This is a genomic window from Acidithiobacillus ferridurans, from assembly GCF_003966655.1.
GTDB classification, from domain to species: Bacteria; Pseudomonadota; Gammaproteobacteria; order Acidithiobacillales; family Acidithiobacillaceae; genus Acidithiobacillus; species Acidithiobacillus ferridurans.
In genome coordinates, this window is the sequence record NZ_AP018795.1 from 46,066 (window position 1) to 70,319 (window position 24,254).

Annotated in this window: 14 protein-coding genes and 1 pseudogene; 7 read left to right on the plus strand and 8 right to left on the minus strand. The window is 58.4% G+C overall.

Features of this window, described 5'->3' with window-relative positions:
• Positions 1-128 precede the first annotated feature (128 nt).
• The 6 genes from AFERRID_RS00245 to AFERRID_RS00270 form a co-directional block, all read right to left on the minus strand.
• Positions 129-2,819, minus strand: coding sequence for an LPD7 domain-containing protein (locus AFERRID_RS00245; protein ID WP_126604105.1), 2,691 nt, complete (start codon positions 2,817-2,819; stop codon positions 129-131).
• Between the two features lie 84 nt (positions 2,820-2,903).
• Positions 2,904-3,470, minus strand: a complete 567-nt coding sequence (locus AFERRID_RS00250) for a hypothetical protein (RefSeq protein ID WP_126604106.1) — start codon at positions 3,468-3,470, stop codon at positions 2,904-2,906.
• Positions 3,471-3,558: 88 nt separating this feature from the next.
• Positions 3,559-7,293 carry a zincin-like metallopeptidase domain-containing protein gene (locus AFERRID_RS00255; RefSeq protein ID WP_172959304.1) on the minus strand — a complete coding sequence of 1,245 codons (3,735 nt, stop codon included), beginning with the start codon at positions 7,291-7,293 and terminating at the stop codon, positions 3,559-3,561.
• A 22-nt stretch (positions 7,294-7,315) separates the two neighbouring features.
• On the minus strand, positions 7,316-7,777 hold the full coding sequence (locus AFERRID_RS00260; RefSeq protein ID WP_172959305.1) for a 1-acyl-sn-glycerol-3-phosphate acyltransferase: 462 nt from the start codon (positions 7,775-7,777) through the stop codon (positions 7,316-7,318).
• A complete protein-coding gene (locus tag AFERRID_RS00265; protein WP_126604109.1) occupies positions 7,771-8,724 on the minus strand; it encodes a DNA adenine methylase in 954 nt (317 codons plus the stop codon). Before AFERRID_RS00265 ends, AFERRID_RS00260 begins: the two co-directional genes overlap by 7 nt.
• Complete coding sequence (locus AFERRID_RS00270; protein WP_126604110.1) at positions 8,721-10,331, minus strand: toprim domain-containing protein; 1,611 nt, start codon at positions 10,329-10,331, stop codon at positions 8,721-8,723. Before AFERRID_RS00270 ends, AFERRID_RS00265 begins: the two co-directional genes overlap by 4 nt.
• An 820-nt stretch (positions 10,332-11,151) precedes the next feature.
• On the opposite strand from AFERRID_RS00270, the gene AFERRID_RS00275 reads away from it, so the two are divergent.
• From AFERRID_RS00275 to AFERRID_RS00315, 7 genes are all read left to right on the plus strand, one after another.
• A complete protein-coding gene (locus AFERRID_RS00275; protein ID WP_126604111.1) occupies positions 11,152-12,444 on the plus strand; it encodes an APC family permease in 1,293 nt (430 codons plus the stop codon).
• Positions 12,437-13,636 (plus strand): acetate/propionate family kinase, encoded by a 1,200-nt coding sequence (locus AFERRID_RS00280; RefSeq protein ID WP_126604112.1) that lies wholly within the window; start codon positions 12,437-12,439, stop codon positions 13,634-13,636. Before AFERRID_RS00275 ends, AFERRID_RS00280 begins: the two co-directional genes overlap by 8 nt.
• A 130-nt stretch (positions 13,637-13,766) precedes the next feature.
• On the plus strand, positions 13,767-16,139 hold the full coding sequence (locus tag AFERRID_RS00285; RefSeq protein WP_126604113.1) for a phosphoketolase family protein: 2,373 nt from the start codon (positions 13,767-13,769) through the stop codon (positions 16,137-16,139).
• A complete protein-coding gene (locus AFERRID_RS00290; protein ID WP_197722459.1) occupies positions 16,136-19,309 on the plus strand; it encodes a plasma-membrane proton-efflux P-type ATPase in 3,174 nt (1,057 codons plus the stop codon). The genes AFERRID_RS00285 and AFERRID_RS00290 overlap by 4 nt, the downstream gene beginning before the upstream one ends.
• Positions 19,309-20,049 carry a DUF4396 domain-containing protein gene (locus tag AFERRID_RS00305; RefSeq protein ID WP_197722460.1) on the plus strand — a complete coding sequence of 247 codons (741 nt, stop codon included), beginning with the start codon at positions 19,309-19,311 and terminating at the stop codon, positions 20,047-20,049. Before AFERRID_RS00290 ends, AFERRID_RS00305 begins: the two co-directional genes overlap by 1 nt.
• 81 nt (positions 20,050-20,130) lie before the next feature.
• Positions 20,131-21,000: an ADP-polyphosphate phosphotransferase gene (locus AFERRID_RS00310; RefSeq protein ID WP_126604114.1), complete on the plus strand. Its 870-nt coding sequence runs from the start codon at positions 20,131-20,133 to the stop codon at positions 20,998-21,000.
• A 10-nt stretch (positions 21,001-21,010) separates the two neighbouring features.
• Positions 21,011-22,321: a glucoamylase family protein gene (locus tag AFERRID_RS00315; RefSeq protein WP_126604115.1), complete on the plus strand. Its 1,311-nt coding sequence runs from the start codon at positions 21,011-21,013 to the stop codon at positions 22,319-22,321.
• 78 nt (positions 22,322-22,399) lie between these two features.
• Here AFERRID_RS00315 and AFERRID_RS15225 read toward each other — a convergent pair.
• Together AFERRID_RS15225 and AFERRID_RS00325 are read right to left on the minus strand one after the other, a co-directional pair.
• Positions 22,400-22,717 (minus strand): annotated as a pseudogene (locus AFERRID_RS15225) (hypothetical protein); the annotation flags it as partial.
• A gap of 205 nt (positions 22,718-22,922) precedes the next feature.
• Positions 22,923-24,221, minus strand: a complete 1,299-nt coding sequence (locus tag AFERRID_RS00325; RefSeq protein WP_126604116.1) for a class I SAM-dependent methyltransferase — start codon at positions 24,219-24,221, stop codon at positions 22,923-22,925.
• Positions 24,222-24,254 lie beyond the last annotated feature (33 nt).

The following is a 24,254-nucleotide window of genomic DNA, read 5'->3' on the forward strand; positions in this document are numbered from 1 at the left end:
GATAGGTCCGCTTCTTGCCCCGGCGTTGTTGCCTATCCTCTAATGGCCATCGCGGACCTGTTCGTGATGGCGGGCACAAAAAACCCCGCACTGGGAGCGGGGTGCTGTAACGAAGAGCTTGAGATGTTTTACCGCTCCAGTCCGACCTCCTTCTGCGTGCGGGTACGGGTCACTGCCCGCTGCTTGCGTTCCTGCGAGTTGTCGCGCTCCTGGGCTTTACGCTCAATCTCCTTCTTCGACTCGACCTTTTTCTCCGTGGCTTTTTTCTCCTGTGCCTGCTGGTCCTCATTACGGATATTGAGGCGCTTTTGGTCCTGCGCCTGGGCCTGATCACCAGGATCCAGCGGCTTCATCCCCCGGGTTTCGCTACGGCGCTGCTCTATACTTTCGGTCACGCCCTGCACCTGCCCATAGGGCGCCTGTCCATGCAACGCTGCGATAGACTGTTCGGCCTGTTCCCTGCTGGCATAGGGATTATGGATGGGATGGGGTTGCTGTATCGGTGCATCCACCTGGATGTTGGGCATCACCCGTGATGCGCTGATTTTGTGACCGCCCTGAAATTCCTGGGTGTAGTCGCGCACGACCGCATAGCCTTTTATCGTGCTACCTGGGTGGTCCTTCTCGGGGTTATCGGACACATACCGACTTCCATCCTTCACGACGATCGCCGCGACACGATCCTTGCTGGTCATACCCACGGGCAATTTCTCGGCGTGTAACGCATACCGGGCTGGCGATGTGATTTTTTCTTTCTCATCATCAATCGGTGCGTGGCCGCCTTGCTCCTTGATTTCGAGCGCCAGGGACTCCGCGAGCGTGCCGCCGCGCACCGAGACACCATCCTTGCCCTGTAGCGTGGGCAATGCCTGCTCCGCCTCCTCCCGTGTGGCAAAGGGCGACTGAAGCCCACTTTTCTGCTCCTGGGGCTTTGTCTGGGGGTACGCCACCATCGAGCGCACCTCACCATTGGGCAAGGTCTGGATATACTCACGCTGAACCGCATAACCCAACACCTTCACAGGCCCCGCCTCTTTCATGGCGGTCATCCGTTCCACGTTGTGCGAACCGGTGCGGCTTCCTTCCTGAAGCGTAACCGCCACGACACGATCTTTTACAGTCATGCCTTCCGGTAAACGCGCGTCCACGAGATCAGGCCCAGACTTGCTCTGCTCCGGCGCAGCTTTTTCAACGGCAGGTGCCGCCTTCACCTGTGCCGCTTCATGCCCAGGCTTCAGCAGCTCTTTGTCGGATTCTGGCGCGCGCTCCCGGCGCAATTCCAACTGCCGATCACTGGTGATCACCGCGGCAACCCCCTGGCGATTGAGTCCGTTTTCATCAGCCAACCCTTCGGAGATCAGTGTGTGCTTTTCCAGAGGCTGCAATTCCGCAAAAGGTTTTTGGCTCACCTGGTGGATAGCGTGATGGCCAGCACTGGAGAGTACACTCAGGTCCGCCTTCGCCGCTGCATAATCCGCTGGCGGAATAGCGACATGGCCGTTCTCCACTTTATAGCCCTGTTCTGCCGCAGTGGCACCGATATGCGGGCTGGCTTTAAGGGGCCTATTCGCCACATCAATCGTAAAACTGTTGCGATTGGTGGTTTGCGTTTTGGGCGTGCCGTTGTCGTGCATCACCGGATTGCCGTCTTTATCCATGACGGGGATCGTCACCAGTTCCTTGCCCACATGCTTGAGCCGAATCAGATCGCCCTTTGACGCCGCAGAATCCTCCATCGCCTTTTCCAGCCCCACGCCCCAGGTAACGTGCTCCTTGCCATAGGCATCCTGAGTCTTCACGTAGTAGCTTTTGGTGTTGCCTTCTTTGAACTGGTAGGACGCGGCACCATGATCCAGCAACTTGCGGGGTGCGTCTTTGTCCACCACGGGCTCGGTGGCTGTTGATGGGGCGGCGCACTCTGCATCTGGCGCATTAACCACGTCAGGTGTGGTTTTGCCGGTTTCCGCCGCCCGGTCCTGTACCGCTTCCTTCCCGGAAAACCCGTTACTGGGGGTAATGTCCGGTTCATCGTCGGTAATACCCATTGCCGCCTTGTCGCGGGATTGCTGCCAGACCTCCATCAGATCCTTGTTCTTGATGGGAATGCCTAACCGCCCAGCGATCCGTGCTGCATCCTGCTGGAACTGCTCATCGCCCGTAATGGTCAGCGGAGTGCCCTTTTTGAAGCGCTCCTGGGCCAACAATAAAGCGGTCTCAATGCTCTTGCTGCTGGTCTCCTTCATTTCAATGCGGGAGCCCTTGTCTTCAAAGAGTTCCGTGCCATCCGACTTGCGATGGTAATGCACCGAGTCGGCGTCCTTGTCATATTCCGACTGGATATCATCGAACATGGACAGCTTGCGATGTCCGGGATCCACCGGTTCGCCTTCAAAACCGTTCACCTTACTGATTTCTTCGCCCCGGTGTTTGCGGGCATCCATCTCCGCCAGCATGGTCGTTGCCAGTGCTTCGTGGGCATGGAATTTCTCCGTGAGAAAACCCTCCCATGTGGGAACACCATGCGCTGCCAGATCGGCGGCATGCTCTTCGGTCTGTTGCTGGATGAGCGGCTCCATGTGCCGCGACTGTTCCATCGCCATCAGGGATGGCCACGCGCCGGCCGGGGCGCCATCCTTTTCAAAGGCGGTTTCAATGTCAGCACGCTTGCCCGCAAACTCCTTCAGTGCGTCGACGCGCTCCTGGCGGTGACGTTGGGCGATCTGTTCCATGCCCATCTGTGATCGGGTAATGGCGGCATCCCGTGCCGTTTTGAATTCGGCCAGCAGGGACTCGCGGGTGGCTTTCTGATCGGTGCTCATGAAGTGACTCCTCTATGCAGTGACAATGCCCCATTTGTAATGGCCATCGGGAACCTGTTTGCGGTTCCCGATGGAGGCATACCATCAGCGTTCCATGCCTTTGGTCTGAGTCGCTTTTTTGGGGGATCTGGACGGTTTCGCTTTCTCCGGCTGGGATTTCTCCGGTTCCGCAGCGGCCCGCTCCTGCACAGGTTCACGAGGTTTCAGGGCATCCCGGGAGACGTTCAACGTCTCACTGATTAACTGGGACGTTTTGGCATTGGGCATCGCTGCCAGATCTTCATTTTCACGAACAATGCCACCGCGGCCCTTGAGGTAGGTGTACTTTTCATTTCCAGGACTTTTTTCGGCAACCGACATCGCCACAAAGGGTTCTTTTCCTTCCGGGGCCACTTTTTGCAGATTGACCTTGATCGTTTTTTCACCCTCCTTGATGTAACCGACCAGTGCAGCCTTGTCGCCCTCACCATAGGCCTTAAACTCAACATCGGCTTTGTTCCGCTCACCCGTGACCGGGTCATTACGCTCTACGGTCCCCTTGATCTGTCCACTCTTGTCCGCCCAGGTGCGCATATTGATATAGCTGCCATCTTCCACCTTGATAGCGGCCTGAAGATGGGGATACTTCTTCGTTTCGGCATTTTGTTCCATGATGACTTCTCCTGTTTGCGTTGCGACACTTGCAATCGGTAATGGCCATCAGGGACCTGTTTGTGGTCCCCGATACCGACTGTGGCGGCTAGCGTTCCAGTCCCAGGTCCTTTTGTCGCACCGCAGGCCGTGCTTTTGCGATCCGCCCAAGGGCGTCCTCCTCACGTTTCTTTTGCATCCGCTTATCCAGCGCATCATCCAGCGCTGGTGAGTTTGCCTTATTGATCTGTGCACGTTCTGGCAGAAAATTCCTGGTGTGCCCCATGATGCTGCCTTTGGATATATCACCCGCGACGGCCAGGCCAAGTTCGTATTTACCTTCGCCGGACAACCCACCGCGCTCAATACGTTGGTAAATGACCTCGCTGCGTTGTGTGGGATCTGCCGGCAACGCCGCTTTGTCCCGCACGATGCAGTCGATACCCCGCCCGCTGGGACTGATGTAGGACACATAATCGCCAGGATTCAGGGGATAGGCTTTGCTATCTTTCAGCGCATGCAGGCCTCCATCGAAAGCCTCTGTAAAGCGGGCTTCTTTCTCGGCGATACGCGACGCCTGTTCTGCGCGAATGCCTGCAAGACGCTTTTGTTCGATTGCCTCATTTCTGGCGTTTGCCTCCGCCAGCTGCGAAGCACGCTCTGCGTTGAGTTTGTCGATTTCCGGCTTGTCCTTGACTACCTGGGCCGCCGCCATTTCCACAAAAGCGCTTTTGGACAGGGACTTGTAAGCGGTACGGCGCACGTCACCAAACGCTTTGTTCGTCATGCCCTGATTTCCGATAGATAGCGTGTTTATTGCCTCCATGGACGCCGATGCCGTGTGCTTTATGATCTGGTCCTGCTGTACGGCTATAGGACGCATGACCCAAGTGGAAATCGCTCCATTCTTGTCCCGATCTATGGGGATCACGGTGACCTGAGATCCATGGACCGCACTGGCAAATGCGTCTTCTATGCAGCCGGGACCATCACGATAAACCAGGTGATCCCCACGCTGTATTCCCGCCGGAGCCGCCTTTTCTTCTGGCAGAAGAGAAGCACGATCCGCAACTTCCTTCTGGGGAAGGACGCCGAGACGCCGCTCATGATCACGCTGCATTTCCATGGCCTGTTCCGTAATATGCGTGGCCATGTCGTCAGCAGGCCTATCCATAAGGTCGTCGATGATCAGGGGCTTCCCGCCTGGATCCAGTTCGGGCATGGTAATGTGCCAATGCAGTTGCGTAATGTTGGCACCGGCACCTACACGGGTTGCATGGGTGGTGAGCACCGCATCATCAGAAACCAGTTCACCCAGGCCGCCCGGTCCCCAGTCGCCGCTATGGCGCAGACTATTGCGGACATCTACTCCACGCTCCCCCAGCGCACTATCGAGCATATCCTGCAATTCCAGGGACTTTTCCGGAGCGGCCAGAACGGCTGGATATCCACCGCGCTGTTCCATCGCGGAGACTATTTCATGGTCTTTCCAGGCCGCTTTTTCTGCCGGAGTCATTGAAACAGATGCCGTATTTTCCGGTTGCATTTTCATGCCTTTGGCTTTCTCCAGCGGAGCCTCGTAATGGGCATAGTTGCGAATGCGGGATTGGTCGCCGTCATTCACATCCCTGCTGACATCCTCCCATCGCAGGTCTTTACCCGTGGCTTTTTCAAGAGCCGTCAGGAAGGTGGTCGCATCCTTGTCTTCTTCCAGATATGCCTTGTTCCCTTTCTGATAGGAATACGGGGTAATGTCACCAGCAATGCCCAGCGTTTTCAGGTCACTTTTAGGCACTTCCAGCCAGCCGTGGCCCGCGTCGGAGTGAAAAGGATAACGTTCGCCTTCAGCAAAACTGATACTTAGGGGCGGCATGGTAATCTGCCCAAGGTCCTGCCCTGCGGGCGGCAAATTTTCAAACGCATTCCCTTTGTCTGGCTGATCCAGCCCATTCAATGTACGGGAAACACGGGCTTCCAGCGCGGCATGAAGTCCTCTGCGCCGATCAATGTCCTTTTCATAATTCCGACTGGCAGGATCAATATGATCAATACCGGGTACCGCATTGGGAACGTGCCGGGTGAACTCATCCTTGTTGATCCGGCCATTCACGCTGTATGTCGCAATGCTGTGGCTGTGCGGTTCCAGGTCACTTTTGTTTTCGTTGGCCTGAACCGGCTGCCAGCGCGTGGTAACCCCTTCCTTTCCGTCTTCTCCCACGGAGAAATCAGCGTCCTTGAGGATGATGCCGTCGTAGGCCTTACCCGCCGGATCCACATAAGTGATCAGGTCGCCCTTATGGAAATCGGGAAGGTGCATACCAGGGATATCCGGCTTATCGGGGAAAATCGACGTCTTCTCTGGAGCCAGCACCGGTTGTGGCACGCTCTCCCGAATAAGCTCCGGGTATTTTTCCTGCTTCAATTCCAGCAGTGTTCTCGGGCGGAAGTGGTAGTCCAGCTCTGCACCATGCTCCACCAACTCCTGGATGCTGATGTAACCCAACTCAGGATACCCTTCGCCCAGGTCTGCAAGGCCGAATGACTGCACCTGTCCATCGCCATCCTGGTTAAGGTCTTTTTCGATGATGTACCAGTCAGCATTGCCTTTGAAATAGTGCAGCGATACGGGCGACTTATCGCCTTGTCCATCCGTCGCATAGGTAACGGGCATGCCGCCGATAATACCACCCATCTCCCGCAGCTTGTCGCTGAAAAATACTTTTTCCTCTCCGCGCAGACCCGCTTCTGTGGCCATCCTCTGACTATTCGATATAAACGGGTGCAGCTCTTCGGGGACCCGCCGCAATATCTGCGCATCAGGTGATTTTTCTGGGTGGGCAATGGCTACCTCTGCCGCGCCCGCAGGCAAAGGTGACAGTCCGGATTCCATGGCCGGGCTTTGTCCTGCAATCGCGTGATCTACGACCTGCCCTCTGTCTGCTTCGACTACCAGCCCATTTTCACGGGCCAGTTCCAGTTGCTTTTCCATGTAGGTCGCGGCTTTAATGCCATTATCAATAGCGGTACGCCGCTCCTCCGGGGTTAAATCCCGGGCCCAACCAGTGAGGTAGGCGGCATGCTGTTCGTCGGTTATGTCCGGGTTATTCCCCAAAAAAGGCACACCCAGGCGCTGGGACATAAGGTAGGCCCCAATTTCTGCCGTCATTTCTTCGGCAGCACGGCCTTTGACGGTCTGATACTGCTTGTCGCGGTTGAGCCGCGATGGGTGCCCCGTGGCATGGGTGAGTTCATGCGCCTTGGTGGCGTCATACCCGTGCTGGTCATTAAAGGACTCACGCTGAGGCAAGTGGATCCGGTCGGCGCTGGATCTATAAAATGCCTGGTCACCCCCATGCAGGATACTCACGCCCATTTGCTGCGCAATGGCGTCCAGTTCCATGGTCTTGGGTAGCCGTTCGGATTCGGGCACGATCGCCATAGGCGGTATGCCATCGAGCTGGGCTGCATTAAACAGGGCAACACCCCGATACCCCACAAGCTTCTGTTGTTCGGTGCCCGTTTTCTCATCGTCCAACGTTTTGGTGATGGGCGCATAGATATGTGCCGCAGCATGTTCCCCCTTGCGAACACTCCAGCCAGAATCTCTGGCCTGTTTGTAGGTCATATATCGCGGATCATCGTGACCATGATCCATAGCAGCGATGGAGAGAATCATGGTGTTGCCCGGGCTGTACATTTTACCGGTGACCGGATTATGGGGCATGGACATGGCCCCATATTGCGGTTCCCATGGTTTCTGCCAGGGCAGTTTCTGGCCAGAGGCCAGTGCGTCACCTACGCGCCTTACCACGCCATCGAGTATGTCGTTTTTGCTGGTTGCCATCAGATCACCTCCAGATTGAGTCCTATCTGGTAATGGCCATCGGCGACCTGTTTGTGGTGGTTGCATCGACAACGGTAGAGAGCGTCTTGGCTACGCACGGCCAGCGCTGGTCATGGCGCAGACTCAGCGACAGGATCGAGGTCTCTTTGCCAGCTTTGCGGAGCAACCAAGCCATCCCCGGCTGATCCGGACGATCCGGCTCAGAAAGGCCCGTGCCCTGGGGAAATATCACCACATGCTGCCCCGCCCCCAGTGCGGAAAACATCTTGCGCAACGCGAAGGGGCGTTGCTGGTCCAGCGGCAACAGGGTGTGGCGGCCAACTAGCCAGCCGTAGGCCTTCAGCAAGGGGCTATAGACCGAATGCCGGGCATAATCAGGATCCACGGCGAAGAGGCAATGCGACAGTTGACGTTCTCGCGCCAGCCAAAGGGCCACAGCGGGGCCATCCAGTAATGAGGTGTGGGAACGCACGATAATCAGCATGTCGCGCTGTCCGCGAAAGCCAGCGAAGACTGACGATGCTGCGTATTCCAATCCACGACACGCGGAGAGAGCCACAGGCATTCGGTGCGCTGGCGTTTTGCCTTACCAGCCATACTCATGGCATCGAAGGTTTTTACCCGGCCAGCGGCAGCAAGGTCCATGGCATATTCCCGCCGTTCCCATCCTACGTCTTCCAGGGGTTGATACAGCGGCGTGCGATAGCCCGAAAGAAGGACCATGCCCCGTGTATTCAAAAGTGCATCCACCAGACAGGCCTGGTCGCCATCGTCGATTTCCGTGTGATATCCGGAGCGGCCATTCTTTGCTGTCCGGGTGGATTCGACATAGGGCGGATCCACATAGAATAAGGTATCCACGGCATCCCATCGCCGAATGACCTTGGCACCATCGTCCTGCTCAATGCTGACCTGACGCAGACGTTCGGCAATGGCCGGGAGTTTTTCGACGTGCCCACGGAAAGATGCCTGCTGGTCTCGTGCTATCGAATAACCCCAGTTGGTTGCAGCGCGATCACCAAAGGATCCCGTACCGCTGATGCCCTGGCATTGCGCGACAAAAAAACCCCACGCCTGCAGGACGGGATCGGCATCATCCAGGCATTCCAAGGCCCGCGCATATTCCATGCGGGCATACGGGGTCCATTCCAGGCGGTCCAGAAGCGATTGCCGGCTGGCGAAGTCCTGCAGTACCCGAAAAAAATTGACCAGTAACCCACTCAGATCGTTATACACTTCGACTTTAGCGGGATTCTTGGCCAACAGGATGTTTGCAGCACCACCGAACGGTTCTACATAACTGGTGTGCGGCGGCAAGAGAGGTGTGATGGTTTTTACCAAGCGCGATTTCCCGCCCATCCAGGGGAAGGGCGTGGCGTTGCGATAGTCGGTAAGCGGTCGCACGACTGCTGGAGACTCTGCGCCGGTCATCGTTCGAGACCCCGGTTTTTTTCGATGCTCCGGAATGCCCTGTCTATAGTTCTTTCGGTCTTTGCGTCCAGTGCCGGCGTATTGGTCTGGAGATTGGCAAGGATATTTTGCGCCTCCACGTTCTCGGCCTGGCTTTTTGCGGATTGATCAGAATGATCCTGTGATGGTGCAATTCCTCGAACATGGCCCGGGCCCGGGATACGTTCCGGTTCCGACTGTTTAGGTGCTCGCGGGCGAGCTTCAATCGCCTTCGGCTTCAGTGCCTCATTCCAATCCTTCACCCCGTCGGGGAATTCCGTGCGGATACTAAAGGTGGACATACCCGGCATCTGACTTTGTTCTGCCAAGTGTTCTTCCATTTGGCGCGCATATCCATGCCCTGCCACGTCATTATCGAAAGCCAAAACCACTTCTTGCGGCTGGTTTTTCTGAATCAGTGCCGCAAGCGCTTTTTTTGCCGCTGCAGAAGGGGTGCCACCCGTAGACACGTAAACATCTCCCGGTCGGCAACCATCCATCTGCGCTTTGGAAAGCGCATCAATGGATGACTCGCAGAGCACCATCTTCTGGCAGGTCCCCACGTCCTCTGGTGGCCGCGCATCCCGGCTGTGGAAGTCTTTGTGCTTGAAAAACGTGATGCCCCTTTGACCATGAAAGCCACTAAACGATTTTTCAGTGCCAGCACCTTTCTTTTCCCATCCGGAAAAGATGGCTTTGTTGTCCTGATCTACAGCGATATTGGCAAAGGCCACATTATGCAGCTCACCGCCGCCCGGCGTGCGGTAGATATCCGTGCGCATACTGCGGTCGCCATAAGCGGCAATGGTTTTTATATCCAGCCCACGCTGATCCGTCAGATAGCGCAGGGATTTGGGGGTAAGGTATGGCAAAGCTTTCCACTCCCCCTTGCGATTCTCAATCTGGGGAATGAGGGGAACACTTGCGGTACGCTGCTGCGCCTCCATTGCCCACTCAGGCCGACTATCGCGAGCAAAGTTCCGAAGGTATTTACGGGCATCCCCCAGAGATCCGTTATTCAGGATGTGGGTCTGCGTAAACTGGATGACACCACCTTTGTCGTGATCCTTGTTCTGCTGGTGGAAGTACAGGTTTTTGGCCGGATTGATGACGATGGCGTCTCCTGAGGGGCTGCGGTATTTCTCCCAGGCTCTGGTGGATTCTTTAACGTCCAGTGCCCATCCATGCGCCTCCGCCAGCCGATTCAACGGGATATCCGCGTTGAATCGCTGCAATTCCTCACGACCAGCGTCGCGATAACGATGGTCCAGGTCGTTCAACAAGGACTGCGCTTCGGCCAGTCGCTCCGGTTGGGTATAGGCTGTCAGCGCATTTGCAGCGATCTGAAAACCCGGGTGCCCATGCGCCTGCATGAAATGCAGTGCAGTCCCCTTGTTGTTCTGGTGGTTTTGGTCACGGTAGAGCCATTTGCCATCAGGCAGGCGTGAGATGCTGAGGCGTTCAGCATGATCCGGGCTCTCCGCCAGGAACCGTCCAGGACCGGTCTGTTGGAGACCGTAGCCGTGATCGGCTAGAATGGCAGGCAGTGGAATTCGAGTGAGAGCTTCAGTATTGATGGATGTGGACATGGCGCAATCTCCAGATAGATGGTTCTATCTGGTAATGGCCATCGACGATCTGTTTGTGATCAGGCCGCGGTGTCAAACGTGGGCTGGAGGATTCTGCTTCTGTGTGAAATCCATCAGGGATTCCGCAGCAGAATGCTGGTTATGTCTCGGTACATACTGCGAATATCAGTGCATCCTGTAGGTGCGGGGCGCTGACGCATGAATCCAATGGGGTCCTCGAAGGATGCCTGGATGGCCGGACTAGACTGATTGCGGTCATTCATTGCCGATGATCAATGGACAGCTTCCGACCCCGTGCGGTCACTTGCTCGTTTCTATTAGGCTGACGGCTACGTAGCGCTTTGCGGACACAGTAAAAAGTAGCTATGTAGTGTCTAGAAATCCGGTGGCAATTCAAGGTTTTTAGAAAACTGGCGGCGATTCAGGTCAAATGTGCTGAGGTGGATACAGGTTTGTCAATCAGCATCAGCCATTGACCATGCGTCAGCACCAAACATTTGCCACCTATGGAGCGATATAACGCTTCGTACCTCTATGGTCTAAAATATAAATATCGAATTCTTGATCTGATCTAAGGTGAACAAACTTGACGCTGATTTCTGGTCAAAACTGGACACGCAGGCGCTGTTTTACATCACAGAAGTGCATCCCCGCCGGTGAAGGAAGACCAGATCTGTTCGCGTGGCGACTTCGGCCAGCAGAGTGCAAACGCGGATGACTGCCGGCGTCGAACGCGTCGAAGCGACCGCGCCGAATGGCGCGGCTTCCATGAATTAACGGTCGGAGAGCATCGTTTCCGCAAACGGCAGACGAGCGACATATGAGCAAAGCAGGCGACGGCAAGATGGGCTTGTGGGCGGTGGTTGCCCTCGGCGTCGGCGGGATGGTCGGCGGAGGGATTTTTGCGGTGCTGGGCCTGGCGGTGCAACTGGCGCACGGCGGCACGCCGCTGGCCTTCGCGCTGGCGGGCATGGTGGCGCTGCTGACGGCGTATTCGTATGCGAAGCTTTCCGTCGCCTATCCGAGTCGCGGCGGCACGGTTGTCTTCCTCGACCGCACCTTCGGCGCCGGGATGTTCACCGGCAGTCTGAACGTGTTGCTGTGGCTGAGCTACGTGGTGATGCTGTCGCTGTACGCGTTCGCATTCGGCAGTTACGGCGCGACGTTTCTGCCGCAGGCCTGGCAGGGGATAGGCAAACATGCGCTGATCAGTTTCGCCGTGATCACGATCGCCGGCATGAACCTGCTCAACGCCGAGTTGATCGGCAAAGCGGAGATTTGGATCGTGGCGATAAAGCTGGCGATCCTGCTGTTGTTCGTCGGTGTCGGTATTTTTGGCATCAACGCCTCCCGAATCGCGCCAGGCTCATGGTCGCCGCCGCTGCAACTGGCCGCAGGCGGGATGATCATCTTCCTGGCTTACGAAGGCTTCGAGTTGATTGCCAACACGGCCAACGATGTGCGTGACGTGGCAAAGACCCTGCCACGCGCGTACTACACGGCGGTCGGGTTCGTAATCGCGCTTTATGTGCTGGTTGCGCTGGTCACGGTGGGCAATCTGCCGGTGGACAAGATCGTTGCGGCCAAGGACTTCGCCCTGGCGGAAGCGGCCCGGCCGTTTCTCGGGCAGACCGGCTTCACGCTGATCGCGATTGCGGCGATGTTGTCCACCGCTTCCGCGATCAACGCCACGCTCTACGGCGCGGCGCGCTTGAGTTACTGCATCGCGCGCGACGGCGAATTGCCGGCAATCCTGGAGCGCAAAGTGTGGGGTCAGCCGGTGGAAGGACTGCTCATTACCGCCGGGCTGACGCTCATCGTGGCCAATGTCTTCGACCTGACCAGCATCGCGACGATGGGCAGCGCCGGGTTCCTGTTGATCTTCGCCGCGGTCAACAGCGCCAACGCGCGCCACGCGCCGCACACCCATAGCCGCGGCTGGATATCGGCTGCCGGCGCGCTCGCATGTTTGCTTGCCCTGGGCGCGCTGGTCTGGCAGACGGCGACGACCGGGCCGGCCAAGTTGTGGGTCCTTGCGGCGATGCTTGCCTTGGCGCTGCTGATCGAGGGCGCTTTCCGGCTGGCGAAACGCGAGATCCGCTTGCATGAATAAGCAGTCAACGCAAGGGCGCCGGGCCCCATCACGGGTCCTGACGATCAACGGCGGCTCCTCCAGCATCAAGTTCGCGCTGTTCGAGCCGGGCGAGCCGCCCCGCCTGGTGCAGTCCGGTCAAATAGAACGTATCGGGCAACCGACGGCGAGGTTTTCGGTCAAGGGCGCCCCTGCGAGAAACATCGCCGCGCCGGATCACACGGCGGCAGTGAATGTGTTGATGGATTGGCTGGAGAAATCCACGGCCCGCGGCGCGCTGGCCGCGGTGGGACATCGCGTGGTGCACGGCGGGCCTAAGTACAGCGAGCCGGAGCGAATCACCGCGGAATTAGTGGAGGAGCTGCGCCGGCTCAGTCCCTTCGATCCTGAACATCTGCCGGAGGAGATCCTGCTGACCGAAGCGTTCCATCGCCGCTTTCCTGAGTTGCCCCAGGTGGCGTGTTTCGACACCGCTTTTCACCATGATCTGCCGCGCGTGGCGCAGTTGTTGCCGATTCCGCGCCGCTACGAGGCGCAGGGCGTGCGGCGCTACGGCTTTCACGGCTTGTCGTATGCGTTTCTGATGGAAGAACTCGCGCGCCTCGCCGGAGCGGAAGCGGCACGCGGCCGGGTGATCCTCGCCCACCTCGGCAATGGCGCGAGCCTGGCGGCGGTGTGTGAAGGCAAACCCATGGACACGAGCATGAGTTTCACCCCGGCAGCCGGAGTGCCGATGAGTACGCGCTCCGGCGATCTCGATCCCGGACTGGTTTGGTATCTGGCGCGCACGGAAAAGATGAGCGCGAAGCAATTCAACGAAATGGTCAACTTCCATTCCGGACTGCTGGGCGTCTCGGAGACCAGTGCGGACATGCGTGATCTGCTGCAGTGCGAGGCGCAGGACGTGCGCGCGGCCGAAGCGGTGGCGCTGTTTTGCTACCAGGTCAGGAAATGGATCGGCGGCTTTGCCGCTGCGCTCGGTGGATTGGACACGCTGGTGTTTGCCGGCGGCATCGGCGAGAACGCACCGATAGTTCGCGCCCGGATTTGCAAGGGATTGGAGTTCCTGGGCATCGAACTGGACGACCCGAAAAACGAGGCAACTGCCGGGGTGATTTCCACGCCAACCGGCCGGGTCGCGGTGCGCGTCATCCACACGGACGAAGAACAGATGATCGCCAAGACGGTTTGCAGCGTTCTCGGCCTTGTCTGAAATTGGGGAGATGACCCATGGCGAAATCCAGGACTAATTCGTTTTTCGGCTTGCTGCTCAGCCCCAGCATTGCCGGCGCCGCGATGAGCTTGAGTTCCGCGTCGATCACATTGCCGACTGGAGAACATTCATGACTACCAACGCACTCTCGCCTGAGCTCTTGCACAAGATCGACGCCTACTGGCGCGCCGCGAACTACCTGTCGGTCGGGCAGATCTATCTTTACGACAATCCGCTGCTGAAGCGGCCGCTCGCGCTCGTGGACGTGAAGCACATGCTGCTCGGGCACTGGGGCACGACCCCGGGGCAGAACTTCATCTACGCGCACCTGAACCGGGTCATCAAGAAATACGAGCTCGACATGATTTACGTCGCCGGCCCCGGGCACGGCGGCCCGGCAGTGGTGGGCAACACCTACCTCGAGGGCACTTACAGCGAGATCTATCCCGACATCAGCCAGGACGAGGCCGGGCTGAGGAAGCTGTTCATCCAGTTTTCCTTTCCCGGCGGCATTCCGAGTCACGCCTCGCCCGAGTGCCCCGGTTCGATCCACGAGGGCGGCGAGCTCGGCTATTCGCTCAGCCATTCCTTCGGCGCGGTGTTCGACAACCCCGATCTGATCGTCGCCTGCGTCGTCGGCGACGGCGAAGCGGAGACCGGGCCCCTGACCACGGCCTGGCATTCCAACAAGTTCCTCGATCCGGCCACAGACGGCGCGGTGCTGCCCATCCTGCACCTGAACGGCTACAAGATCTCCAACCCGACCGTCCTCGCCCGCATCGAGCACGAGGAACTGGAACAACTGCTGCGCGGCTACGGCTGGACGCCCTATTTCGTCGAGGGACACGAGCCCGAACTGATGCATGAGGCCATGGCCGCGACGCTGGACACGGTAGTGGAGCAGATCAAGCACATTCAGCACAAGGCCCGCGTCACGGGTGACTTGACGCGCCCGCGCTGGCCGATGATCGTGCTCAAGTCGCCCAAGGGCTGGACCGGACCGAAGGTGGTCGACGGCCTGCAGATCGAAGGCACCTTCCGCGCGCACCAGGTGCTGCTGTCCGATCCGGCCACCCATCCGGAACACCTCAAGCTCTTGGAAGACTGGCTCAAGAGCTACCGGCCAGACGAACTGTTCGACGCCGAGGGCCGCCTGAAGCCGGAACTGGCCGAATTGGCACCGAAGGGCGAACGGCGCATGGGCGCGAACCCGCACGCCAACGGCGGCATGCTGCTGCGCGATCTGAGGATGCCGGATTTCCGCGACTACGCCGAGAACGTGCCCACCCCCGGTGCGCCCGGCGCGGGCGACACGTTCGTGCTCGGGCGCTTCCTGCGCGACGTGATGAAGCTGAACGCCGAGCAGCGCAATTTCCGCGTCTTCGGCCCCGACGAGACGCTCTCCAACCGCCTGAACGCCGTGTTCGAGGCGAGCGATCGTCAATGGGACGCGAGGACGCTGCCGAACGACGAGTGGCTCGCGCCCAGCGGCCGCGTGCTGGATTCCATGCTGAGCGAGCACCAATGCGAGGGCTGGCTCGAGGGCTACCTGCTCACCGGGCGCCACGGACTGTTCAACTGCTACGAGGCGTTCATCCACATCATCGATTCGATGTTCAACCAGCACGCCAAGTGGCTCAAGGTCACCGCGCACCTGCCGTGGCGGCGCAAGATCGCCTCCCTGAACTACCTGCTCGCCTCGCACGTCTGGCGCCAGGACCACAACGGCTTCACCCACCAGGACCCCGGCTTCATCGACCATGTCGTCAACAAGAAGGCCGATGTCGTGCGCGTCTACCTGCCGCCGGATGCCAATTGCCTGTTGTCGGTGATGGATCACTGCCTGAGGAGCCGCCACTACGTCAACGTGGTGGTCGCGGGCAAGCACCCGGCGCCGCAGTGGCTGACCATGGACGCCGCGCTCAAGCACTGCGCCGAGGGCATCGGCATCTGGCAGTGGGCGAGCAACGACCAGGAACGCGCCCCCGACGTGGTCATGGCCTGCTGCGGCGACGTGCCCACGCTGGAGACGCTCGCGGCCGTCTCCATCCTGCGCGAGCACCTGCCCGAACTGAAGATACGCGTGGTCAACGTCGTCGACCTGATGAAGCTGCAGCCGCAGACCGAGCATCCTCACGGGCTTTCCGACATGGATTTCGACGAACTGTTCACCAAGGACATGCCGGTGATCTTCGCCTACCACGCCTACCCCTGGCTGATCCACCGGCTGACCTACCGCCGCACCAACCACGACAACATCCACGTGCGCGGCTACAAGGAGGAGGGCACCATCACCACGCCCTTCGACATGACGGTGCTGAACGAGCTGGACCGCTTCCACCTGGTGATGGACACGATCGACCGGCTGCCGCAGACCGGCGACAAGGGCATCTACCTGAAGCAGCAGCTGAAGGACAAGCTGCTCGCGCACAAGCAGTACATCGACAAGCACGGCGAGGATATGCCGGAAATCCGCAACTGGAAATGGAGCGAGCGCAAATGAAATCCAATGCCGACCAAGGCAAGGCTCCCGAATCCAGGCCAGGATCGAAACCCGAGGCGAAGGACGATCTGAAATCCCTGCCGCTGGAGGAAGTGGAGAAGAAACTCGGCTCGTCGCCGGACGGCCTCACCCAAGCCGAAGCGGCAAAGAGGTTGACCCAATATGGGCCCAACGAGATCGAAGAAAAGAAAACCAATCCTCTGCTGAAATTCCTCACCTATTTTTGGGGTCCGATCCCGTGGATGATCGAAGCCGCCGTGATCCTGTCGGCGGTAGCCCGGCATTGGCCGGACTTTTTCATCATCCTGGTTCTGCTTCTGGCCAACGCCATGGTCGGATTCTGGGAGGAACACGCAGCGGGCAATGCCATCGAGGCCCTCAAGGCCAAGCTGGCGGTCAAGGCCAGGGTGATACGTGACGGCAAGTGGGTCAACCCGGCGGCGCGCGAGTTGGTGCCGGGTGATGTCATTCGCATGCGCCTGGGCGACATTGTGCCGGCGGATGCGCGCTTACTGGACGGCGATCCCATGTCGATCGATCAGTCCGCGCTGACCGGAGAGTCCTTGCCCGCCGAACGAAAACCGGGCGACGCGGTGTTTTCCGGTTCGATCATCCGCCGGGGTGAGAGCAGCGCGCTGGTGTACGCCACGGGTGCGAATACCTACTTCGGCAAGACCGCAGAACTGGTTCAGGACGCGCACACCGTTAGCCATTTTCAAAAGGCGGTGTTGAAGATCGGCAACTACCTGATCATTCTCGCGGTGGTGCTGGTGGCGGCGATCATTGCCGTCGCGATTTACCGCGGTGACCCGATCCTTACCACGCTGCAGTTTGCCCTGGTGCTGACCGTGGCCGCGATTCCGGTGGCGATGCCCACGGTGTTGTCGGTCACGATGGCGGTCGGCGCGCGCCTGCTCGCCAAGAAGCAAGCGATCGTCAGCCGCTTGGTGGCCATCGAGGAACTGGCCGGCGTGGACATCTTGTGTGCGGACAAGACCGGCACGCTGACCCAGAACAAGCTCACGCTGGGCGATCCGTTCAGCGTGAACAATGTCTCTGCCGAGCAGGTTATCCTCGACGCCGCACTGGCGTCGCGCGCGGACGACAAGGACACCATCGACCTGGCCGTGCTGGGCGGCCTGAAGGATGACAAGGCCCTGAAGGGCTACCAGGTGGTGCATTTCCAGCCGTTTGACCCGGTGCACAAGCGCACCGAAGCGACCGTCAAGGGGGCGGACGGAAAACCATTCAAGGTGACAAAGGGCGCGCCGCAGGTGATCCTGGCGCTGGCGGCAAATGCGGGCGAAGTCAAGTCCGCCGTCGACAAGGCAGTCAACGACTTTGCGGCGAGCGGCTTTCGGTCACTAGGCGTCGCCCGGGCAGAGGAGGAAGGCAAGTGGATGCTTGTCGGCGTATTGCCCTTGTTCGATCCGCCACGGGAGGATGCCAAGGCAACCATTGCCACCGCGCTGGCGATGGGCGTGCAGGTCAAGATGGTGACGGGGGACGCACTGGCCATCGCCAAGGAAACCGCCAAGAAGCTGGACATGGGCGCCAATATCCTCGATGCCTCCAGCCTCGGCGACTCCAAAAAGGAAGAGACCGCAGAGGTGGCCGAGTCCATCGAAAAGGCCGATGGTTTCGCCCAGGTGTTTCCCGAACACAAGTTCCACATCGTGGATGTCCTGCAAAAACGCGGCCATATCGTCGGCATGACCGGCGACGGGGTGAATGATGCCCCCGCGCTGAAGAAAGCCGACTGCGGCATCGCCGTATCGGACGCGACCGACGCCGCGCGCGCGGCAGCGGCCATCGTGCTGATGACGCCGGGCCTGTCGGTGATCATCGACGCGATCAAGGAAAGCCGGAAGATTTTCCAGCGGATGAACAGCTACGCGATTTACCGCATTGCCGAAACGCTGCGCGTGCTGCTCTTCATGACGCTCTCGATCCTGATCTTCAATTTTTATCCGGTGACGGCGGTCATGATCGTGATGCTCGCCTTGCTCAACGACGGCGCCATCCTGTCCATCGCCTATGACAACGTGCATTACAGGGACCAGCCCGAGGCCTGGAACATGCGCATGGTGCTGGGGATTGCCACAGTGCTGGGCCTTGTCGGCCCCATCGCCGCGTTTGGCCTGTTTTTCCTTGGCGATCGGGTCTATCACCTCAACCATGCGCTTCTCCAGACAATGATGTATCTGATGCTCTCCGTAGCGGGGCATCTGACTATTTTTCAGACGCGCACGCGCGGTCCATTCTGGTCGATACGCCCCGCGCGGATTTTATGGATGGCGGTACTCGGCACCCAAACCGTGGCGACGTTGATAGCGGTGTACGGGCTGTTCATGACACCTCTGGGCTGGAAATGGGCCGGGTTCGTGTGGGGTTATGCACTGCTATGGTTCTTCGTGACCGACCCTGTGAAACTGCTTGCCTATCGGATTCTTGATCCAGTCAAAGCTGGAACCAAGCCCGGTTCCAAAGTCGAGGTCAAGCCGGAAGCAAAGGACAAGAGCAAGCCTGATACCAAAGCCGATGCCAAACTCGAAGTTAAGCCCGAATCCAAAGCGGAGGCCAAGCCCGACGCCAAGGACGACTCGGAACCTGACGCTAACCTCGAAACCAAAGCTGTTGACACTAAGCCTGATGCAAAGGTCGAGCAGAAGCCGTACGCCAAAGCTGAACCCAAACCTCAAGCCCAAGCTGAGGTTGAAGCCAAACCGGCCGTCGAGCCAAAACCTGAAGCAAAAGCCAAAACAACTTCCGATCTGACACCGCAGATCGCCACACGGGCGTATGAACTCTATGAGGAGCAGGGCCGCAGGGACGGTCAATCAGTTCAGAATTGGGATAAAGCGGAGCGGGAGATTCGGAAAGCTGATGTCAAGGCTAAGCCCGAAGCGAAAGCCGAGGCCGAGCCTGAAGCAAAGGCATCTGCCATGCCCGAAGCCAACGCCGCGGCCAAGCCAGAAGACAACGCCAGGACACCAACCGATTTGACGCCAGGACTTGTCAAGCGAGTTCATGCGCTCTACGAGGAGCTTGGGCGCAAAGACGTTCAAGCAGTTGAAAGCATGGAAAAGGCGGACCGCGACAATCGGTCAGATGAAGCAAAAACTGATGCCAAGCCTGAAGACAAGGCGAAACCTGTGGACGGAGCGTAATGATCATTCCGTACTGGCTCTACGTCGCCTCTATTTTCGCGCTGGTGTTCGGTTTCGCCGCCGCCGGGGTGATCATGATTGACGAGATGCGTGATCCGCAACACATGTGGATTATGAACGTCGTCTGGCCGGTCGTGGCATTGTTCGGAACGGTGCTGGCGGTCTGGGCCTATTTCCGTTATGGACGGCGCGCAACCATGGAGGCGGGCATGAACGCGAAAACCGACGCGCGCGAGCCGTCGGGCAAGAGCGTGACGCCATTTCCCGTGATGGTCGGCAAGGCCACGCTCCATTGCGGCAGCGGCTGCACACTTGGCGATATTGGCGCCGAGTGGCTGGCCTTTGCCTTCCCCGCAATCGCCGTGTGGTTCGGTTGGCACTGGCTTTTCAGCGAGAAGCCGTTCGCCGTCTGGGTACTCGACTTTATCTTCGCCTTCGTGATTGGCATCGCGTTTCAATATTTCACGATCGTGCCGATGCGCCATTTAACGCCGACGGAGGGAGTCAAGGCGGCGCTAAAGGCGGATGCGCTGTCGCTGACGGCCTGGCAGATCGGAATGTATGGCTTCATGGCCTTTGCGAACCTCTATTATTTCCCACACGTATTCGGCGTCAGACTTGAAGTTGATAGCGTTGAGTTCTGGTTCATGATGCAGATTGCAATGCTGTGCGGTTTTTTTATCACCAGCTACCCGGTCAACTGGTGGCTGCTCCGCTCTGGCATCAAAGAGATGATGTGAGGTTCATGAGAAGAATCAGAGAGATGAACCCGATAAATAAACAGCGCCTGGCAGCGCAGATGACTGACTGAGAGGATGAAGATGAAGATCAAATCGCAGGATTTCTGTGTACAGGAAGGCGAACAGGTCGATTTGAATAAGTGGCCGACGCTGGTGAAACCAGCGTACAAGTCGAAAAAGGAGTACAAAAAATGCCTTGATGAACACGTGGAGGAGCTAAGTGAGCTGCAACGCCTTCACTACGCATCCAACCGCTATGCGTTGTTGCTGATTTTTCAGGCCATGGACGCCGCTGGCAAGGATGGCGCCATCCGGCACGTCATGTCTGGTGTCAACCCACAAGGCTGCCAGGTATTCAGCTTCAAGCATCCGAGTGCTGCGGAACTGGAGCACGATTTTCTGTGGCGCACCACGCGTGATCTACCGGAACGCGGCCGGATCGGCATCTTCAACCGGTCCTATTACGAAGAAGTGCTGATCGTTCGTGTGCATCCTGAGATTCTCCGCGGTGAGAGGCTTCCAGATGAGTTGCTCGACGAGAAAGCGATTTGGCAGGATCGATATCGATCCATCGTGGACCTGGAGAACCATCTCTATCGCAATGGCACCCGGATCATCAAATTCTTCCTTCATCTTTCCGAGGAAGAGCAGCGCAAGCGCTTTCTCGATCGCATCGATGAACCGGAAAAAAACTGGAAATTCAGTCAGGCAGACATTGTAGAGCGGGGATTTTGGAAGCAATACATGCAGGCCTATGAGGCATGCCTGAGCGCAACGAGTACCAAAATCGCGCCCTGGTATGTGGTTCCCGCCGACGACAAGGAGAACGCCCGGCTGATTGTTTCCAAAATTGTCCTCGATGGGCTCAATGAACTTAAGATGACATATCCCAAGACCACTGCAAAACGTCGGCGGGAATTGAAATCCATTCGCAAGCTGCTGGTGAAGTAACGTTTGAATCATGGACTCTCAATGGAGCAGAAAAAAACTGGCCATCGAAACCGAGCTGGAAATTCTTCAGCGCGAAACATTCAGCTATTTTGTGCATGAGACCAATCCCGTCAACGGGCTGGTTATCGACAAGACAGCGCCAGACTGGCCTGCCAGCATTGCCGCCACCGGCCTCGCCCTGGCGTCCTATCCGGTCGCGGTCGCGCGCGGCTTCATCACGCGCGCGACCGCGACCGCGACAGTCCTCGCCACGCTGAGGTTTTTCCGGGACAGCCCGCAAGGCCCCGAGCCGGACGCTACCGGCTACCACGGTTTTTATTATCATTTTCTCGACATGCAGACCGGACGGCGTGCGTGGCAATGCGAATTGTCGACCGTGGACAGCGCCATTCTGCTCGCCGGTGCATTGACTGCCAGCGCGTATTTTGATGCGAACACGACTGAAGAAAGGGAAATACGCGTCGTCGCTGACGCCCTTTATCGCCGTGCCGACTGGCCGTGGGCGCAAAACGGTGGTCTAACGGTTACGCACGGCTGGAAACCCGAAAGCGGATTTCTCAAATACCGTTGGGAAGGCTACGACGAGGCGCTTGTGCTGTACATCCTGGGACTAGGCTCACCCACCCATCCGCTGCCGGCAAGCAGCTACGCGGCGTGGGTTTCTACTTACGAGTGGAAAAATAACTGCGGATACGATTATCTTTACGCAGGGCCGTTGTTCACGCATCAGATTTCTCATCTCTGGATCGATTTTCGTGGCATTCAGGATGCATTCATGCGCGAAAAAGGCATTGACTACTTCGAGAATACCCGCCGCGCTACCTATGCGCAGCAACAATACGCGATTGACAATCCGCTCAAGTTTGTAGGATATGGAAAAGACTGTTGGGGCATCACCGCGAGCGACGGACCCGGTCCCGACACCATCAAAGTGAATGGCATCGAGCGGCAGTTCTTCAATTACCTCGGGCGTGGCGTACCGTACGGACCGGACGATGGCACCGTCGCACCATGGGCGGTGGTGGCGTCGCTACCGTTCGCGCCGGAGATCGTGTTGCCGGCAATCGACTATCTGGTGCATCACGTCGACTTGAAAAAGAGCAACCCTTACGGCTTCAAGGCGACGTTCAACCCGACCTACCCGGACAAGTCCGCCAATCCCTACGGCTGGGTATCGCCGTGGCATTACGGCCTGAATCAAGGTCCGATCGTGCTGATGATCGAGAACTATCGTAGCGGCTTGTTGTGGCAATTGATGCGCAACTGCCCATATATTGTCAGCGGCTTACGGCGAACCGCTTTCACGGGAGGTTGGCTATGAATGCATCGGTGACATGGCAATTGTGGGCAGATGGCCGCGGATACTGGTCCACTTCGGTAAATTTGGGTCAGAAGTGAGTCAGGCGGCCTTTTTGCAGGGCGGGTCATCGGCGTCGGCCCAAAAGGCGGGGGTGGAGCACTGGAATTTCCCGGACTTCGGGTCGAAACCCTTCCAATGGAAGATCGGTTCGATCTGCCGGCGGTTGCTGTCGAGGGAGACGATTTCGCTGGCGGTCAAGTGGGTCTCGGAAGCGAGATAGCAGCACGGTATCTTGCGCACCTGGCCGATAAACTGGCCGTGCTGACGCAACAGGGGCAAGAGCAGGCGCCGCCGCATGAACCAGGCATCCGTCAGCAGTCGAACAGGTACAGGAATGTGGGGTATAAATGCCCGCAGTTAGGAAATCCACTCTGAGAGGCGGAGGGCAACGAGACGATGAAAGGGCATGGTAGTGATTCCGAGAAGCCTAAAACGCTTCTCATTGCCGACCCTTTTTTACAAGGGGCGGCCGCACGGCGCCATCACCGTGTCAAGCACTTTCGCCGGAAAAAAGGCGATAAAAAACCCGGCGGAGCCGGAGAGGTTCATACATGTCTAAACTTCAGCCATCAGTCCTGGTATACATGTACTCACGATTGAACGGATAGTCGCATTGCACCGCGCGCAGCTTGGCCGGGCTGGACTCGCGCGTCTCCACCACACTGTCAGGGCGCGAGCCCAGTATCTGGAACAACGACATCCAGCCCTGCTCGAAGCCCATGGCCGAACCCGCCAGGTATAGCCGGTAGGCCCGCAGGATTTTCTCGGCATGCGCCCCCAGCACCTCGCGGGCCTCCCTCTCACGAGCTTCCAATGCGTCGAGCCAGTGCCACAGAGTCTGGGCATAGTGCGGGCGCAGGCATTCGGCGTCCAGCGCTTCGAGTTTGCCGCGCGCCATGGCTTCGAGCATCACGCTGGCGTGCACGAGTTGGCCTCCGGGGAAAATGTATTTTTCGATGAAGTCGCCCATGCCGCCAGCGAGTTGGGGATTGTCGGTGCCGCCGGCAGTAATGCCGTGGTTGAGCACGAGGCCGCCGGGCTTGAGCAGTCGGTAGATCTTGGCGAAGTATATCGGCAGATTGGGCCGCCCGACGTGTTCGCACATGCCGACCGACGCCACCTTGTCGTAGGGCTGGCTTTCGTCAATGTCTCGGTAGTCTTGCAAGAGCATTTGTACGCGGCTTTGCAGACCTTTGCGCTCGATGATCTGGTTGACATAGGTGTATTGGTTTTGGCTGAGGGTAATGCCAGTGGCGTGCACGCCGTAGTGTTCTGCGGCCCACAGCAGCAGGCCGCCCCAGCCAGCACCAATGTCGATAAAGCGCTCACCAGGCTGCAGCCGGAGTTTTTTGCAGATGTGGTCGAGCTTGGCTTCCTGGGCTTGGGCCAGGCTCATATCGGGGGTTTGGAAGTAAGCACAGGAGTAGACGCGCAGAGGGTCGAGCCAGAGCGCGTAGAAGGCGTCGGAGATGTCGTAGTGGCTTTGCACTTGTGCGGCGTCTTTGGCGCGGCTGTGGTGGCTGCGCTCCCATAAGCTGCGCTGCATGCGACCGAGCAGGTGAGGAAGCATGTTGGTGGATTCGTGGGTGGGATCGGTACCGAACAGCGCGGGCACGGCGAGCATCAAGTCGCGCAGTCGGCCCTCAATCTCCAGTCGGCCTTCGACATAATCTTCTGCCAAGCGGCCGATGGCACCCTGGGCCAGATGCATGAAGGCGCGCCCATCGCGCACGATAAAACGCAGCCGGGGTTGGGCGGCACCGATACGCTGGCCGCCAGGAAGTTGGACGGAGCACGGTAAGGGCAAGTTCGCGAGGCGTTCCTCGGCGGGCTGCAGCAGAAACCGATTGAAGAGGGGCATATATGTTCCTTTGTCCAAGGGGCATTCCAGAAG